This is a genomic window from Ochrobactrum sp. BTU2 (assembly GCF_024539785.1).
Classification (GTDB): domain Bacteria; phylum Pseudomonadota; class Alphaproteobacteria; order Rhizobiales; family Rhizobiaceae; genus Brucella; species Brucella anthropi.
This window is the reverse complement of the sequence record NZ_JAHWRG010000003.1, coordinates 80,473-97,249: the sequence shown is the minus strand read 5'-3', so window position 1 is coordinate 97,249 and position 16,777 is coordinate 80,473. Positions and strand designations below refer to the sequence as shown.

The window sequence follows — 16,777 nt, the reverse complement described above, 5'->3', positions numbered from 1 at the left end:
GGGGCCGCCGAAGTGCACAGTATTGTTAACAGGTAACCACCTTACTGCGGGGCATAATCCTTATATGCTGGCAAATTCAAATCCTTAAGGCTGTCTGCATTGACAACCGCACGTGCCACGGCTTCTGCCATAACAGTCGCTGCAATCGCTCCAATCGCAGTTACATCGGCTTCCACGCTTTTTGCCTTGCCTGTGGAAAGTGCGAAGATCGTGTCACCGTCCCACATAGTGTGGATTGGATTGATAGTGCGCGCAAAACCGTCATGCGCCATGCCCGCAATCTTTTTCAGTTGAGCCTTGTCGAACGGGACGTTGGTCGCTATTGCGCCAATCGTGGTGTTGGCGCCGCCGGACTTGACCACGCCATGGCCCTGCATGATGGCGGACATCGTATCACGGAAGCCCTTGCCGTCCTCGGTCCGCGCACCAGCCAGAATCTGGCGCGAGTTCGGTGCATAGACGTCACCAACAGCATTGACGGCAACAATTGCGCCGACAACGATTTCGGTGCCAGGCACCTTGTAACTGGCTGTGCCGAGCCCGCCCTTCATGGCGTAGTCCATGCCGAACATTTTGCCGACGGTAGCGCCTGCACCAGCACCGATGTTGCCTTCTCCAGAAGCTTCAGCCTTGGCGGCCTGGCATGCCAGATAACCGGCTTCCTCATCGGGACGCACAGAAAAATCTCCGACACCGAGATCCATCAGGATTGCTGCTGGTACAATCGGAACGACGCCTTTGCCGATCTTGAAGCCGAGATTGTTCTCTTCAAGATAACGCATAACGCCAGTCGCAGCCGCCAGACCATAGGCACTGCCGCCGGAAAGCAGAATAGCTTGAACCTGCTGCACATAATTGATCGGATCGAGCAGATCGGTTTCACGCGTACCGGGCGCCGAACCGCGTACATCAACACCCGCGGAAGCGCCTTCTTCGCAGAGAAGAACAGTGCAGCCGGTCGGGCGTTTTGTCAGTGTGTGGTGTCCCAGCTTGATTCCGGGTACATCCGTGATGCTTCCACCCATAAGCTCCAGCATGCCTGCTCCTCCCTCAGTAGCTGCCGATGCCGCATTGACGACAAAGGGCATTGCCCCAAGTCCCGCAAGCGACTTGGCGAATGTTCTGCGATCCATGAACAGTTTTCTCCTCCATTTTCGCTCTATTGAGAGAACGTATTCTTTTCGCGCGCCCGGCGCTGGCGCAGTACGTCTGCCACGTAGTCACGTGACAAAGCATGGTAGAGCGGCTCGTGAGAGATCAGCCGTGCAGTGCCGTAGCCCAGCATCGATGCGCACATGAGTGGAATGACGTTGTTATGATTGCCGGTCATTTCCAGAATGATGACGAATGCAGTCATCGGCGCTTGCACGACGCCAGCAAAATAGCCTGCCATACCGAGAACAGCAGCAAGACTCGCACTGGTTCCAAGAACCAGGCCGATTGTGCTGCCTAGTCCCGCACCGACCGACAAAGAAGGTGCAAATATTCCGCCCGGTATCCCCGAAATCATGGAAAGGAGACCAGCAAGGAACTTCCCTATGAAATAAAGAGGTGGAAGAGCCAACCCTTCCACGGCGCTCCGTGCCTGATCGTAGCCTGCTCCAAAGGTCGATCCGCCGGACGCAATGCCAATGATAGCGACCAGAAGACCGCAAATTCCCGCGAAAAATACTGCGTTGCGAAGAGGGGCCTTTTGTATGCGGCGTCGCACACGACGTCCTAGTTCGAGTGCGAGCGCACTGAAGGCAGCCCCGAATGCTCCACCAATTACACCGCACGCAATCACCAGAACCCAGTCTTTACCGCTGGAAGCAGTAACGGTGGTCAGCCCGAAATAATTATAGTTTCCAACGAGGCCCAGCGAAGCAAGACCGGCGAGAATAACAGCAGATAATACGAGACCGTTGGTTCGTGCGGCGTAGGCGCGCCCCATCTCCTCAATAGCGAAGACAACACCTGCAAGGGGGGTATTGAACGCAGCCGCTATACCTGCGGCAGAGCCTGCAAGGATGAGACCACGCGCTTGTTCCATGCCGCCGAAACGCGCTGATTGCATCATGATGGACGCACCGATCTGCACGGTTGGACCCTCACGACCGATAGATGCACCACTGAAAAGCCCGGCCAGAGTAAGAATGATCTTACCGATCGCGGTTTTGAGTGAAAGCAGCAGAGTTCGATCTTCATGATCGTGCAAATGGCGTGCGGCAATTGCTTGCGGAATGCCACTGCCTCCAGAATTTGGAAACCAGGATAAGGCTATCCAGGAACAGGCCATAAACCCCACCGGCGTGATAAGCAGGGGAAGCCATGCACGCCAGCCGCTTCCACTTGTGAGGCTCTTGAACCAATCTTGTGCAATGTCCGCAGCTTCGGCAAAGCCTACACTGATAAGACCGATGGCCAGTGCGCCGCACCAGAAGACCAGTCGCGGTTTCCAGACATGTGGTGAGATCCACATGGCTTTTGACCGGCGGATGAGTGGAACGCGTCTATAGGATTTTCTCACTTTGCCCCTGCAAGCCTGCTGCTGCCCGATTTCGATGTGTGCAGAGATTTATCACGTAAATCCTTATCGGTAACTGAAACTTGTCAGCAAAAGGCTTTCCATTTGGTCATAACCGTGTTACCAGCCGGTGCCAATTCAACCTAGCAAACCAGATGTGTCGCTGCTCCCGGACCTATTCCGGAGAGGCGGCTTTTCTCATTCGATAAAATAGGCAAAGGAATTGGCAATGGCTAAAATCGTGGAATCGCCCACTGGCGCTCTCGCTCTCACATTTGATGATGTGCTGTTGCAGCCGGGCCATTCCGAAGTAATGCCGGGGCAGGTTGATCTGCGTACGCGCATCGCCAAGGATATCGAGCTTAACCTTCCTCTTCTTTCTGCTGCCATGGATACGGTGACGGAATCCCGTCTGGCTATCGCGATGGCGCAGGCCGGTGGTATTGGCGTCATTCACCGTAATCTGACGCCGGAACGTCAGGCGGAAGAAGTCCGTCAGGTAAAGAAATTTGAATCCGGCATGGTTGTAAATCCGGTTACCATCGGGCCGAATGCCACACTTGCCGACGCTCAGGCATTGATGAAGGCACATGGAATTTCCGGTATTCCAGTCGTTGAAAATGCTACCAAGGGGCCGGGCCGTCTTGTCGGTATCCTGACCAATCGCGATGTCCGTTTTGCGTCCGATCCGAAGCAGAAAATCCACGAGCTGATGACCCGTGAGAACCTCATTACGGTTCGCGAGAATGTCAATCAGGACGAAGCAAAGCGTCTGTTGCACGCGCATCGTATTGAAAAGCTTCTCGTTGTCGACGATCAGGGCCGTTGTGTCGGTCTCGTTACCGTCAAGGACATTGAAAAATCGCAGCTCAATCCGAACGCCGCCAAGGACGCTCAGGGACGTCTGCGCGCTGCTGCAGCAACGAGCGTTGGTGAAGACGGTTACGAGCGCGCCGAACGTTTGATCGAAGCCGGTGTCGATCTTCTGGTGGTGGATACGGCGCATGGCCATTCGCAGCGCGTTCTTGATGCAGTGGCCCGTATCAAGAAAGCCTATCCGAATATAGCAATTCTTGCAGGTAATGTGGCAACGACCGCTGGTGCACAGGCACTGATTGATGCCGGTGCGGATGCGGTCAAGGTTGGTATCGGGCCGGGCTCGATCTGCACCACGCGTATTGTTGCCGGTGTCGGTGTTCCACAGCTTTCGGCCATTATGTCAGCCGTTGAAGCAGCGCAGAAGCAGAATATCCCGGTAATCGCTGATGGCGGCATCAAGTTTTCGGGCGATTTCGCCAAGGCGTTGGCCGCTGGAGCGGTCGCGGCAATGGCTGGTTCGCTGTTGGCCGGTACGGAAGAAAGCCCCGGCGAAGTCTATTTGCATCAGGGCCGCTCGTTTAAAGCCTATCGCGGTATGGGGTCGGTCGGCGCCATGGCGCGCGGTTCGGCAGACCGCTATTTCCAAGCGGAAGTGCGCGATGAGCTGAAGCTCGTACCGGAAGGCATCGAAGGACAGGTGGCTTACAAGGGGCCGATTTCCGCGGTCCTGCACCAACTTGCAGGCGGTTTGCGTGCTTCCATGGGCTATGTAGGCGCGAAGACGCTGGAGGAATTCCGCGAGAAGGCGACTTTTGTGCGCATTTCCAACGCCGGGTTGCGGGAAAGCCATTCGCATGGCGTTGCAATCACCCGCGAGAGCCCGAACTATCCCGGCGGCATGTAAGGTCAGTTCCCTGTGTACTTATAAAAGGCGGCTTCAAGCCGCCTTTTCATTTTGCGAGAGTTTCTAGTTCCTTTGGATCGATGAGAAGCCCGTTGGCGCTTTCCACGATACAATCACCAAGCGCCTGAAAGTCTTTTCGGCGCATACTCTGTCGCCGCCAGAACAAGGCGATTTCCCGCTTTGGTTGCTCGCCGTCAAAGGGCACGATACGCATATGATTACTGCGTGCTTCTGCGCGCACCGCGATTTCGGGAATGAGAGTAAGGCCCATTCCATGACTCACCATTTGTAGAAGCGTGGTCATGCTGGTGGCACCATATTTTACAAGCTGGCGCTGAGAAGGCAGCGAACAGACGGCCAATGCCTGATCCCGCATGCAATGCCCCTCTTCCAACAGGAGTAAACGGTCGAGAGCGACGTTGTCCTGTGTCATAGGCGAAGCGAGAACCGTTTGATCATTGGTTGAGGTCGCAATCAGGAAGCGGTCGTCGAACAGCTTTCTTTGGGCAAGCCGCTCATCATCAATGGGAAGGGCAGCGACAATTGCATCGATTTCGCCCGCGTGCAGTTCATCAAGAAGTTTCGCGGTTACGCTTTCTCGCAATTGGAGGCGGAATGACGGATGACGTTCGCGCAAAAGAGGGATAAGAACCGGGACCAAATACGGAGCAACAGTTGGAATGATACCCAACCGCAGCCGTGTTTGTAACAATCCCCGGCTTTGCGCGGCAATTTCCTCAAGTGTGTGGAGTTCGCGCAAGATGGTCTGGATACCCGGATAAAGCTGCTTGCCGAGCTCCGTCATTATCACCTGTCGCTGTGAGCGCTCGAAAAGGGGCGCGCCTGCAAGAGCTTCCATTTCCGCGATCTGGGCCGAAAGGGCCGGCTGGGACACGTGTGCCAGTTGCGCGGCTTTGCGGAAATGCAGCGTGGCGGCAAGCGCTTCGAAATAGCGCATTTGACGTACTGTAAACATGATAAGAAAAACTTATCGAAAATAATCGGAAAAGCAATTGGAGATTATGATTGGAATAGGTCTAATCTGAGCCAGTTACCTAGCCACGGCACGACACGGACGAACTGTGTCGTGCTTATAGCAAGGCTAGTTGTATTCCAATATTGGCTTTTCAGGAGGGAATTCCCATGACAGATCGCCCAATTATGACGACGAGTGCAGGCGCTCCGATACCGGACAACCAGAATTCCCTGAGCGCAGGTGAGCGCGGCCCGCTTTTGATGCAGGACTATCAGCTCATTGAAAAACTAAGCCATCAAAACCGCGAACGTATCCCGGAACGTGCCGTTCATGCCAAGGGCTGGGGCGCTTATGGTACGCTGACCATCACCGGCGATATTTCGAAATACACCAAGGCCAAGGCACTGCAGCCGGGTGCCCAGACGCCGATGCTGGCGCGTTTCTCGACCGTTGCCGGCGAGCAGGGTGCTGCTGATGCCGAGCGCGACGTGCGCGGCTTTGCTCTCAAGTTCTATACGGAGGAAGGTAACTGGGATCTGGTCGGCAACAACACCCCTGTGTTCTTTGTACGCGACCCGGTCAAGTTCCCGGATTTCATCCACACCCAGAAGCGTCATCCCAAGACGAACCTGCGTTCGGCGACCGCCATGTGGGACTTCTGGTCGCTCTCGCCTGAAAGCCTGCATCAGGTGACGATCCTGATGTCTGATCGTGGTTTGCCGACCGATGTGCGTCATATCAACGGTTATGGTTCTCACACCTATTCGTTCTGGAACGATGCCGGTGAACGCTATTGGGTCAAGTTCCATTTCAAGACCATGCAGGGCCACAAGCACTGGACCAATGCTGAAGCCGAAGGTGTGATTGGTCGCACGCGAGAATCCACGCAGGAAGACTTGTTCACTTCCATCGACAAGGGCAATTTCCCGAAGTGGAAGGTTCAGGTGCAGATTATGCCGGAACTCGACGCCGACAAGACACCGTACAATCCGTTTGATCTTACCAAAGTCTGGCCGCATGCGGACTATCCGCCGATCGATATCGGTATCATGGAGCTGAACCGTAATCCGGAAAACTACTTCACCGAAATAGAAAATGCGGCTTTCTCGCCGTCGAATATCGTGCCGGGTATCAGCTATTCACCCGACAAGATGTTGCAGGCGCGTATTTTCTCCTATGCGGATGCGCATCGTCATCGCCTTGGCACGCATTACGAAAGCATTCCGGTCAATCAGCCGAAGTGCCCGGTTCATCACTATCACCGTGATGGTCAGATGAATGTCTATGGCGGTATCAAGACCGGCAATCCGGACGCCTATTACGAGCCGAATTCGTTTAACGGCCCGGTTGAACAGCCGTCGGCCAAGGAGCCGCCGTTGCGCATTTCCGGCGATGCCGCCCGTTATGACCATCGTGTGGGAAATGACGATTACTCGCAGCCGCGGGCCTTGTTCAATCTGTTCGATGACGGACAGAAACAGCGTCTGTTCTCCAATATTGCGGCGGCAATGGGTGGAGTTCCGGGCTTCATCGTTGAGCGTCAGCTCGGCCACTTCAAGCTGATCCATCCCGACTATGAGGCTGGTGTGCGCAAAGCCTTGAAGGATGCACATGGTTATGAAGCCAACACGATTGCTACAAATGAAGAGGCAACGGCAGCCGAATAAACCGTGTTTATAAGACATAAAGAAAGCCGGAGGTCGTTGCTCCGGCTTTTTTTGTTTTGATTTGCCGATTGCCTTTTCCCTGTAAGGAAGGCTATGCCCGAGCAGGCATTTGAGAAGGAGACACAATGCGGCTTGGCGGACGCCTGCAGGCGGCTATCGAGGTATTGGATCAGATTGAAGCGGGCACACGCCCGGCTTCTGATGTGTTGAAGGATTGGGGCGCTTCCCATCGTTTCGCAGGCGCGGGCGATCGCGCTGTGATCGGCAACATTGTCTATGATGCACTGCGCCGCAAATTATCCATCGCATGGCGAATGGATGCCGATGACGCACGCGCTCTGGCTTTTGGCGCATTATTGGCCGACGGCGGCATGGATATTGCGGCCATCGACGCTGCTCTCGATGGAGACAAGTTTGCGCCGGAAGTGCTGGAGCAGCCGCGTCGTATTGCTTGGGAAAGCAGGGATGTCACCGAAGCGCCTGCCCATGTTCAGGCGGATGTGCCCGAATGGTGTGCATCGTCGCTTGAGGAACTTTTCGGCGCGCGCTGGGTGGATGAAGGCAGGGCGCTGGCAACGCGACCGCCAGTCGATCTTCGTGTGAACAGTTTGAAGGCGACGCCGGAAAAAACGCTCACAGCACTTGAAAAGGCTGGTGCTGCACCCGCGCCGTTCCTTGCGCAGGCGCTACGCATCCCGCCGATTGAAGCACTTGGGCGCCATCCGAATGTGCAGGGCGAGCAGGCCTTTCTCGACGGCTGGTTCGAGGTCCAGGATTTGGGGTCACAGCTTGCTGCGCTCTTTGCCGGTGCCAAACCCGGCCAGCAGGTACTGGACTATTGCGCTGGAGCTGGTGGAAAGACATTGGCTTTGGCCGCTGCGATGCAAAATAGCGGCCAAATTCACGCCTATGATGCTGAACGCTCCCGATTATCGCCGATGCATGAGCGACTGCAGCGTGCTGGAGTGCGTAACACGCAGGTCCATGGAAATCTCGATGCACTGGACCCACTGACAGGGCAGATGGATCTCGTGCTGACCGATGCACCGTGCACTGGTTCCGGCACATGGCGCCGCCGCCCGGATGCGAAATGGCGGTTGAACGACCAGCAGCTTGAGCGGCGCGTTCAGGACCAGAAGGAAGTGCTGGAATCTGCCAAGCATTATGTGAAACCGGGCGGACTTCTGGCCTACATTACCTGTTCATTGTTCGCAGAAGAAAACACGAGACAGGTTGCACAGTTTCTCACAGGGAATGCTGATTTTACGGAAGTTGCGCCAAAGGCTTTGTGGGATACAATTGTAGCGGACGCTGGTGATGTGAAGCCAGTATTCTCGTCGCACGGCGCGGTATTCTCGCCATTGTCCACTGGCACTGACGGGTTTTATGTGAGCCTTCTGCAGAGATCAAACTAAAGCATTTCCAGCAAAAGTGCGAAGCGGTTTTCCGTTGGATAATGCGTGATAATAGATGGAAAGAAGGGGGGACGATGTCAGCACATCGTGTAGCAGAACCGGATTTCAAAGAGCGCGTCGAGGAAAGTTTTGGTCGACAAGCAGCCATGAAACTGATAGGCGCTGAACTGACACGGTGTGAGCCCGGTATCGTTGAAGTTGAGATGCCGTTTCGTGAGGAGCTGACGCAACAGCATGGCATTCTCCATGCGGGTATGATTTCTGCCGCTCTCGATTCTGCTTGTGGCTATGCGGCACTGACACTGATGCCCTCCGACGCAGCTGTACTGACCATCGAGTTCAAAGTGAATCTGCTTGCTCCGGGCAAAGGGGAACGTTTCCTCTTTCGTGGAGAGGTCACCAAACCCGGGCGGACGATCATGGTTAGTGATGGACAGGCATTCGCCGTAACTGACACGGAAGTGCGCCTGATCGCAACCATGACCGGAACAATGATGGTCGTGCAGGACAGAAAAGGCCTGCAGGGATGATTAAAACTGTCGCCGGAAAGCGTCTCCTCTACGTCATGGCAGTGGATGCCGAATATGGGCGTCATTTGGCGAAGCTCTTTACGCCGGTCATGATCGGGGTAGGGCCAGTCGAGGCGGCTGCCAATCTTGCATATACTCTTGCAGGTCTGGCGCAGGCGGGAGAAAAGCCCGACCTCGTGGTCTCGCTTGGCTCAGCAGGCTCAGCCAGATTACCGCAAGCTGAAGTGTTTCAGGTATCTTCCGTATCCTATCGCGATATGGATGCTTCACCTCTCGGGTTTGAAAAAGGCGCAACGCCTTTTCTCGATCTTCCCAAAGTGATCGAGCTCCCGGTTTCTGTACCAGAAATCCCTGTCGCTTCGCTCTCAACAGGTGCCAATATCGTTTCCGGCAAAGCCTATACGACGATTGATGCGGATATGGTCGATATGGAAACCTATGCCTGTCTGCGCGCATGCCAGCTCGCAGGAATTCCGCTTTTTGGGCTTCGCGGTATCTCCGATGGTGCAAGCGAGTTGCAGCATGTCGGGGACTGGACGCAGTATCTGCACGTTATCGATGAAAAACTGGCCCATGCTGTCGAGCGATTGGAGGCTGCAATCGCGGATGGTCTCCTGTGGGATCCTGACAATGGTATGTCAGTATAGGTGGATTTTTGCCAACGCACTTGTTGAGCATGATGTCTATAACCCATATAGGCATTGCATCCCGGTCACTTTTTAAATAGATGCTGCACATGAGCACCACGGCACATCCCGACACAATCCTAATCATCGACTTTGGCAGCCAGGTTACGCAGCTGATTGCGCGTCGCGTGCGCGAAGCCAACGTCTATTGTGAAATCGTCCCTTTCCAGTCTGCGGAAGAGGCTTTCAAGCGGCTGAAGCCGAAAGGTGTTATCCTTTCAGGCAGCCCCCATTCGACGACTGATATTGGGGCGCCGCGAGCGCCGCAGGCCGTTTTCGAGGAAGGCATTCCCGTTCTCGGCATCTGCTACGGCGAACAAACGATGTGCGCCCAATTGGGTGGTAAGGTCGAAAGTGGCCATGATCGCGAATTCGGTCGTGCTTTCCTGGATGTGCAGGAAGATAGCCCACTCTTCGAAGGCATCTGGGCCAAGGGCACCCGTCATCAGGTCTGGATGAGCCATGGTGACCGTGTTACGTCGCTGCCCGATGGTTTTACCATTATAGGCACTTCGCCAAACGCACCTTTTGCGGCTATCGCTGACGAGAAGCGCAAATATTACGGCGTGCAGTTCCACCCGGAAGTCGTGCATACACCGGACGGTGCAAAACTTCTTCAGAACTTCGTTCATCGTATCGTCGGTGTGAAGCCGGGCTGGACCATGGGCGCCTATCGCGAACAGGCAGTCGAGGCGATCCGGAAGCAGGTTGGTAGCGGCAAGGTGATCTGTGCGCTTTCCGGCGGTGTGGATTCTTCTGTTGCAGCACTCCTGGCGCATGAAGCCATCGGCGATCAGCTGACCTGTATTCTGGTTGATCACGGGCTGATGCGTAAAAACGAAGCTAACCAAGTCGTTGAAATGTTCCGCGAACATTACAACCTGCCGCTCATTCTCGTTGATGCTGCTGATCGTTTCATCGGTGAGCTGGAAGGCGAAACCGATCCTGAAAAGAAGCGCAAGACGATTGGCCGTCTCTTCATCGAAGTGTTCGAGGAAGAAGCAAAGAAGCTCGGCGGTGCGGATTTCCTCGTGCAGGGCACGCTCTATCCGGACGTTATCGAAAGCGTTTCGTTTACCGGCGGTCCTTCTGTCACGATCAAGTCGCACCACAATGTAGGTGGTCTGCCGGAGCGCATGAAGATGCAGCTCGTCGAACCACTGCGGGAACTGTTCAAGGACGAGGTACGCTTGCTCGGCAAGGAACTCGGCCTGCCGGATAGCTTCATCGGCCGCCATCCGTTCCCGGGACCGGGTCTCGCTATCCGCTGCCCGGGCGGTATTACGCGCGAGAAACTCGAGATTCTGCGCGAAGCCGACGCGATCTATCTGGATGAAATCCGCAAGGCTGGTCTCTATGATGCCATCTGGCAGGCTTTCGCCGTTCTGTTGCCGGTTCAGACCGTGGGCGTGATGGGCGATGGCCGTACCTACGAATTCGTCTGCGCACTGCGCGCCGTGACGTCTGTGGACGGCATGACCGCCGATTTTTACCATTATGACATGAACTTTCTTGGCAATGCGGCAACTCGCATCATCAACGAGGTACGCGGCATCAATCGTGTTGTTTATGACGTGACCTCAAAGCCGCCCGGCACGATCGAGTGGGAATGATTTGGGTTCGCCTATCACACCAAATGTGATTTAAATCGCCGAAAACCCTTTGGATTTATGCCCGTCAGTTCTTGCTGGCGGGCATATCATTTTTATAGCTCAGCATTGGCCGCTCCCGATCAAAACAACAACGACGCGATTAAAACTATGAGCGTTTCAAGTTCTGGACCGCGTAGGGATCGAGAGTAATCTTGGCGAATTGAGCGATGCTGACAGTCTGAGGCTGTGACGTGATGTTTACCAGCCAGAATTCGTGCTCTGTTGCAAAGGCCAGAACGTGATCAGGCCGCGACGAAATAAGCTGCCACCAATCCTTTCCTGCAAGTCCGGACAATGTTTTTATCGTGGTGAAGAGTGGACGTTTCCCACCTGCGAGTGTTGGTTCGCCTTCACCTGCAGTAAGTCCGAAAGGTCCGGTGAGGGCTGAAAGTGTAAGGCTGTCGAGACCAGCATTCAGCACCGATATGGCATAGGCCAATGCGAAGCTTTCCGCGAATTTTCCATTATGGCGCGGATCGCGATTGGCCATCGCAATGCGCTTGCCATTCGGGTTTTCCATCGTTCTGCTGCCATAAGGATTCTGGCGCATGGGGATGGTAGACGGCCCGATGCGATAGGGCTTGTCGCCATAGACTGCTCGCACCGAACGGGTAATGAAAGGCAGCGCCTCCAGTGTTTGCATGACGCTTAGATCATCGGCGGCATGAACAATCGGATTGGTGCAATGGGTGACGAAATCAACAAGCTCGCCTGGAACGCACTTGCGATTAAGCTCGGTGAAATAGCTCAGCATTCCGCCACCAAGCCGCGCATTCGGGAAGGCTGCTCTTGCTGCCGCATAGACATCTTCGAGCGGGGGGCAGGTTGGCCATTCGCTGCCGGGTGGTGTCGACTGCCGATCTATAGCCGGTGAAACAATGACCGCATCTGGGTTAAAGCCAGCCGCTTTCATGTCAGAAGCGATTGCTGTCGTCTCTTCGATGAGCGATTTCTCGCAAGGTAATGCAATTTCGAGCGAAACGCGCGCGCTATGCTTCGCAGCCAAGGTCGCGAAATCAGCAAAAGCTGATCCGTTATGACCTGCCATTGGATCGTATTGAAATAACAAATCCTGCGGGTCAATTTCCTGCAACAGATCAATTGCAGCAAGGCTTGCCTTGGCTTCTTCCGGTGTGATGATGATGCCGATATTTGGCAATTTGCCACTTGTGTTGCCGAGCGTAATGCTCACCGGCTCCGCATTCATGCCCGCTTGTAATGCTGCTTTGCGTGTGTCGGAAATGTTGAGCACGATGCGCTGATGCTGAGGTTTGGAGGCTTCGATCTGGTAAGGCCATGGCAAGGCCAGCGGACGTACATAGGTCTTGTAAGATGCATCGGACCAGTTGCGCTGATCTTCCATCTCAAATGTATCGCCTTCCATGCGGCATTCGGCCGTAACGCCAGGCATGGCCTCATGGGTGATCGCACGCATATCCTTGAAAGGCTGCCATGGCTCAATCAGATAGGGCAGCTGTGTTCTATCGAGCGTGCCATCGACATGCTCGACCCTCACAGGCGAACCGGCAACGCCGACGATTGGATGCAGGATGCAGAAGCCGCACCGGTTGGTTTCAAAGCCTGTCGCAGTATTCGCTACGGCGTCGAAAGTGAGCGTACCGCCACTCTTTGCCTGAATGCAGACATCAATGGTGAGTTTGGTCGCATCCGGGCCTTCGCAACGTGCCTGATAGGTGACGATGAAACCGCTGTCGCTTTGCTCGACGTTCAGATCATGGATTTGCGGATTATAGGTCCCCCAGTCGCGATCCCGCACCAGATAGGAGACGGCACGCAGAACTTCGACACCGTCGTAAGTGATGGTGCGAAGATTGCCGTCGTTCAAATCCAGGCTAAGCAAGCCCGCTTTCAGATGCGTCGGCTTAGCTTCGGTTTCACGCGTTCCATAGAGCAGGAAAGGATCGACGTTGCTCATTTGAGCAACGCCGTAATGTCGACGCGGTTGCCGCTTGCGGCACTGTCATAGGCGGCTTCGACAAGCGCGAAAGTCTTGAGATTATCCGCACCCGATGTCGAGGTTTCTTCGCGAGTTTCCAGCTTGTCCACCCAATGCTGCTGAATGGCAAAAACGCTTTCCTGAATATTGTGCCATGGACGTGAGGCCCACGAGAGCAGTTTTGGCGAAACGTCGGAAACCGTGGTGCCGTTCGGCGTAATCACTTCAAGGCGATAACCCTGATAAAGCCGGATCGAACCTTCGGTGCCATCAATTTCAATGAGTGTTTCCGGGAAAGGATCGGTTTCGAGCTTGGTGGCATAGCTTACGTCAACTATGGAAGTAGCACCATTTTCATGGTCCATGAGGATGGTTGCAACATCTTCACCCTTGATCTTAGGGTTCACACGCTTGGTGCGTGCGACAAGGCTCGTAACGTCGCCCAAGATAAAGCGCGCAATATCAAGCGTGTGGATCCCGAGGTCTTCGATGATGAAGCGTTCGCCTTCTGCAAGATATGGCTGCCCGGAAAACACGTCGAAGCCCGAGCGGAAGGAGAAACGTCCCCAGAACGGCGTGCCGATGACGCCACTGTCGAGTGCCTTGTGCACTGCCTGAATAGGCGTCTGCCAGCGGAAGTTTTCATGGACCATGAGCGGAATACCTGCTTCATCGCAGACCTTCACCATGGCCTTTGCATCATCAAGCGTTTTGGCAAAAGGCTTCTGGCAGATTGCTGGCACCTTGTGGGCAGCAGCAAGTTCCACCAGAGCACGATGGCTTGAAACTGTGGTGGCGATATCGACAAAGTCGATGCCGCCATCTGCAAACAGCGCTTGCGCATCCGTGTAGTGGCGTTCGATGTCAAACTGGTCGCCGACAATCTTCAACCGCTCAGGATCGCGGTCGCAGATTGCCACGATTTTGGCACCTGAAACGTCATTCCATGCGTGCATCTGGTTGATTGCGAAGAAACCGCAGCCGATCAGAGCGCCATTCAATTCCGCCATTTACTGAGCCTTTATCCTGCTTTTGCCATTTGCATAAGTGTAACGCGCTGCTGGAGGCGGCGCTGTGCCTGATCAACCACCACGGCAATGATGATGACAAGGCCCTTGATGACCATCTGCCAGAAGGACGATACGCCCATCATAACCAGACCGTCGGAGAGAATACCGATGACGAATGCCCCGATGATTGTACCGCCAATGGTGCCGCGTCCGCCTGACATCGAAGTGCCGCCGAGAACGGCTGCTGCGATGGCGTTCAGCTCGAACGAGTTGCCGGTTGCTGGATGCGAAGACATCAGTTCAGACGAGATGATAAGCCCGGCAATTGCGGCACAGAAGCCCGAAAACATGTAAACGAACATCTTTACGCGGTCGACGCGGATACCCGACATGCGTGCCGCACGCTCATTGCCGCCGACTGCGAAAATCTGGCGACCAAGCGGTGTGTATCGCGCGATATAGGCTGCGGCCAATGCAACGACGATCAGAATCCAGATCGATACCGGAAGACCGAGAATGCTGCCCGATCCGAGAAATGCGAAGCCGGTTGTGCCCAGGTCTTCACGGCCCACGAGGTTCGGGAAGGTTTGGCCGTCCGAGGACAGAAGAGCCAGACCGCGCGCCACATAAAGCGTGCCGAGTGTCGCGATGAAGGGCGCAACATTCAGTTTGGTTATCAATAGCCCGTTTATGAAGCCGACTGCGACACCAACGGCCAATGTGATCAGCGAGATTTCGATGATGTTGAAATAGATCGTATAGCCGATGCCAAGATCGATGCCGTAGATCAGAAGGCCACCGGCAACCATGCCGCAAAGCCCGACAATGGAGCCGACGGAAAGGTCGATGCCGCCTGTGATAATGACGAAGGTCATGCCCATTGCAAGAAAAGCGTTAAGCGCAACGTGCTTTGACATCAGGATCAGGTTGGCGGCTGAAAGGAAGTTCGGTGCCGCGAACGAGAAGAAGATGAACACCGCAAAAAGCGCGATGAAGGTTCTCAGTTTCATCAGCGTCAACAGGGCCGAGCCGCTGTTAAAGGTTGAGTCAGTGGCGGCCGTCGTCGTGTTGGCTGTCATGACGCGCGTTCCCTTGTTTGTTTGTTGTGATCGTTGTCATGTGTGTGCCCGTGGCCTTTGGCCGAAGCGGCAACAATGTCGGCTTCCGTCGCTTTGTCGCGGTCGAATATGGCGACCAGTTTCCCATTGCTGAGCACCGCGATGCGATCGGAGAGCGCCATGACTTCCTCCAGATCAGAGGTTGAAAAAAGAATGGAAAGACCTTCGGCAGCAAGTCTGCGCATGGTGCGGAAGACATCGGCCTTGGCACCGACATCGATGCCGCGCGATGGCTCATCCATCAGAAGAACTTTTGGATTGGTCATCAGCGCCTTGCCGATGACGACCTTTTGCTGATTGCCACCTGACATCGAAGTGACTTCGAATTCGGGGTTTGGTGCCTTGATCGAAAGGTCTTTGATCGCCTGTTGAATGGCCTGCTTTTCACGCTTTGGCGTGATGTGGAAGAAGCGCGCCAAACGATCAAGACTTGCCAGTGTCAAATTGCTGGCAATCGACAAAATCTGTACCAGACCTTCGCGCTGACGATCTTCCGGTATGAGGGCAAGGCCGCGCCGGATGCGACGGGTCGTATCGCGTTCCTTCACTTGCCTGCCATCGATATAGATATGGCCGGTGGAGTGTCCATGCTGGCCCATCACACACTCGAAAAACTCGGAACGTCCCGCGCCCATAAGGCCGTAAATGCCCAGAACTTCGCCTGCGCGCACGGTCAGGGAGACGTCATCAACTGCAAGCCCGCCAGTCGCACGCGGCAGGGTGATGTTTTCAGCGCGAAACCGTTCTGCACCGATCTTGTGGGTCACAGGCTTGGCGAAGTCCTTGGCATCGGAGCCGATCATCGAACGCACAATCCATTGCGTATCGATATTTTTGATCTCTTCCTGGCCGGTGATTTTTCCGTCGCGCAGAACCGTGATGTAATCGCCAATCCGCATCAGTTCTTCAAGACGATGCGAAATATAGACGATTGCAACGCCCTGGCTTTTCAACTCGGCAATCACCTTGAACAGAATATCGACTTCGGCTGCAGAAAGGGCCGATGTCGGTTCATCCATGATGACGATGCGTGCATCGAGCGAAATAGCCTTGGCGATTTCGACAAGCTGCTGCTGACCGATTGGCAGATCGGCGACGAGCGTAGTTGCACTGATGCCTGCGTCAAGGCGGTCGAGATATTCATTGGCCTTGACGACCTGCGCCTTGTGATCAATGCCACGCAAACCGCGTGTGATCTCGCGTGTGGCAAAGATATTCTCGGCCACCGTCATGTTTGAAAACAGGTTCAGTTCCTGAAAGATCATCGCAATGCCGCGCTTCTGCGCGTCGGCAGGGCTGTCGAATGACACTTCCTCGCCATCGAGAATAATCTTCCCCATGGTCGGACGCTCAACGCCTGCGATGATTTTCATCAGCGTGGATTTACCCGCACCGTTTTCGCCGACAAGCACATTGACCGAACCACGGCGCAATTCAAGATTGGCGCGCTTTACCGCGACAATGCCTGAATAGACCTTCGAAACATCCTCAAGCTTGAGGACGATATCGTTTTTCTCGTTTAATTCCGTCTCCATGG

The 16,777-nt window shown here is 54.8% G+C and carries 13 protein-coding genes; 6 read left to right on the top strand and 7 right to left on the bottom strand.

The window, feature by feature from the left end:
- Positions 1–41: 41 nt before the first annotated feature.
- Positions 42–1,133, bottom strand: a complete 1,092-nt coding sequence (locus KWJ32_RS09505) for a P1 family peptidase (protein ID WP_011982766.1) — start codon at positions 1,131–1,133, stop codon at positions 42–44.
- Positions 1,134–1,159: 26 nt separating this feature from the next.
- Positions 1,160–2,509 carry a chloride channel protein gene (locus KWJ32_RS09500; protein WP_011982767.1) on the bottom strand — a complete coding sequence of 450 codons (1,350 nt, stop codon included), beginning with the start codon at positions 2,507–2,509 and terminating at the stop codon, positions 1,160–1,162.
- A 226-nt stretch (positions 2,510–2,735) separates the two neighbouring features.
- Between KWJ32_RS09500 and guaB the strand changes: the two genes are divergently transcribed.
- Entirely contained in the window at positions 2,736–4,229 is a 1,494-nt protein-coding gene (gene guaB / locus KWJ32_RS09495) for an IMP dehydrogenase (RefSeq protein WP_011982768.1), read from the top strand.
- A gap of 46 nt (positions 4,230–4,275) precedes the next feature.
- On the opposite strand, the gene KWJ32_RS09490 is transcribed toward guaB, so the two are convergent.
- Positions 4,276–5,205 (bottom strand): hydrogen peroxide-inducible genes activator, encoded by a 930-nt coding sequence (locus KWJ32_RS09490; protein WP_011982769.1) that lies wholly within the window; start codon positions 5,203–5,205, stop codon positions 4,276–4,278.
- Between the two features lie 167 nt (positions 5,206–5,372).
- On the opposite strand from KWJ32_RS09490, the gene katA reads away from it, so the two are divergent.
- From katA to guaA, 5 genes are all read left to right on the top strand, one after another.
- Entirely contained in the window at positions 5,373–6,872 is a 1,500-nt protein-coding gene (gene katA / locus KWJ32_RS09485) for a catalase KatA (RefSeq protein WP_011982770.1), read from the top strand.
- A 125-nt stretch (positions 6,873–6,997) separates the two neighbouring features.
- Positions 6,998–8,287 carry an RsmB/NOP family class I SAM-dependent RNA methyltransferase gene (locus tag KWJ32_RS09480; protein WP_011982771.1) on the top strand — a complete coding sequence of 430 codons (1,290 nt, stop codon included), beginning with the start codon at positions 6,998–7,000 and terminating at the stop codon, positions 8,285–8,287.
- A gap of 74 nt (positions 8,288–8,361) precedes the next feature.
- Positions 8,362–8,817, top strand: a complete 456-nt coding sequence (locus KWJ32_RS09475; RefSeq protein WP_010661020.1) for a PaaI family thioesterase — start codon at positions 8,362–8,364, stop codon at positions 8,815–8,817.
- Positions 8,814–9,464 carry a 5'-methylthioadenosine/S-adenosylhomocysteine nucleosidase gene (locus tag KWJ32_RS09470; protein WP_011982772.1) on the top strand — a complete coding sequence of 217 codons (651 nt, stop codon included), beginning with the start codon at positions 8,814–8,816 and terminating at the stop codon, positions 9,462–9,464. The genes KWJ32_RS09475 and KWJ32_RS09470 overlap by 4 nt, the downstream gene beginning before the upstream one ends.
- Positions 9,465–9,553: 89 nt before the next feature.
- On the top strand, positions 9,554–11,116 hold the full coding sequence (guaA, locus tag KWJ32_RS09465; protein ID WP_040128756.1) for a glutamine-hydrolyzing GMP synthase: 1,563 nt from the start codon (positions 9,554–9,556) through the stop codon (positions 11,114–11,116).
- A gap of 145 nt (positions 11,117–11,261) precedes the next feature.
- Here the strand turns inward: guaA and KWJ32_RS09460 are convergent, their stop codons facing one another.
- Genes KWJ32_RS09460 through KWJ32_RS09445 form a run of 4 tightly spaced genes read right to left on the bottom strand, consistent with a single transcriptional unit; the run spans position 11,262 to position 16,775 of the window.
- Positions 11,262–13,091, bottom strand: a complete 1,830-nt coding sequence (locus KWJ32_RS09460) for a hypothetical protein (RefSeq protein ID WP_011982774.1) — start codon at positions 13,089–13,091, stop codon at positions 11,262–11,264.
- Positions 13,088–14,122, bottom strand: coding sequence for a Gfo/Idh/MocA family oxidoreductase (locus KWJ32_RS09455; RefSeq protein WP_011982775.1), 1,035 nt, complete (start codon positions 14,120–14,122; stop codon positions 13,088–13,090). The genes KWJ32_RS09460 and KWJ32_RS09455 overlap by 4 nt, the downstream gene beginning before the upstream one ends.
- 11 nt (positions 14,123–14,133) lie before the next feature.
- Entirely contained in the window at positions 14,134–15,201 is a 1,068-nt protein-coding gene (locus tag KWJ32_RS09450; RefSeq protein ID WP_010661025.1) for an ABC transporter permease, read from the bottom strand.
- Positions 15,198–16,775 carry a sugar ABC transporter ATP-binding protein gene (locus tag KWJ32_RS09445; protein ID WP_011982776.1) on the bottom strand — a complete coding sequence of 526 codons (1,578 nt, stop codon included), beginning with the start codon at positions 16,773–16,775 and terminating at the stop codon, positions 15,198–15,200. The genes KWJ32_RS09450 and KWJ32_RS09445 overlap by 4 nt, the downstream gene beginning before the upstream one ends.
- Positions 16,776–16,777: the final 2 nt, after the last annotated feature.